We start from the raw sequence: 563 nt of genomic DNA, 5'->3' as shown, positions 1-563 counted from the left end.
ATGTCGCTGTCGAAGCTGAGAAAGCTGACCGAAAAGGGCGTCACCTTCCGCTCGCATATCGATGGCGCCGCCTACGAGATGTCGCCGGAGCGTTCGATAGAGATCCAGGGATTGCTCGATTCCGATATCCAGATGCAGCTCGACGAATGCACGGCGCTGCCGGCCGAGATGAAGGAGATCGAGCGCGCCATGGAGATGTCGCTGCGTTGGGCCGAGCGCTGCAAGACGGCGTTCGGCGATCAGCCGGGCAAGGCGATGTTCGGCATCGTGCAAGGCGGCGACAACGCGGCGCTGCGGGAGCGCTCGGCGCAGGCGCTGAGCGCGATGGAGCTGAAGGGCTATGCGGTCGGCGGCCTGGCCGTCGGCGAACCGCAAGCGGTGATGCTCGAGATGCTCGACATCACCTGCCCGGAACTGCCTGATAACAAGCCGCGCTATCTGATGGGTGTGGGCACGCCCGACGATATCCTGAAATCGGTGGCGCGCGGCATCGACATGTTCGACTGCGTGATGCCGACACGGGCCGGCCGCCACGGCCTTGCCTATACAAGGCGCGGCAAGGT

Annotated in this window: 1 pseudogene (cut by a window edge); it reads left to right on the top strand. The window is 64.5% G+C overall.

The features are described from left to right. A pseudogene (gene tgt / locus EOC06_RS37575) lies at window positions 1-563 on the top strand (tRNA guanosine(34) transglycosylase Tgt); its annotated part runs 284 nt beyond the window's last position; the annotation flags it as partial.

This window comes from Mesorhizobium sp. M7A.F.Ca.MR.362.00.0.0 (assembly GCF_004023175.1).
GTDB lineage: Bacteria > Pseudomonadota > Alphaproteobacteria > Rhizobiales > Rhizobiaceae > Mesorhizobium.
The sequence above is the reverse complement of the archived record's forward strand: the minus strand, read 5'-3'. Positions and strand labels throughout refer to the sequence as shown.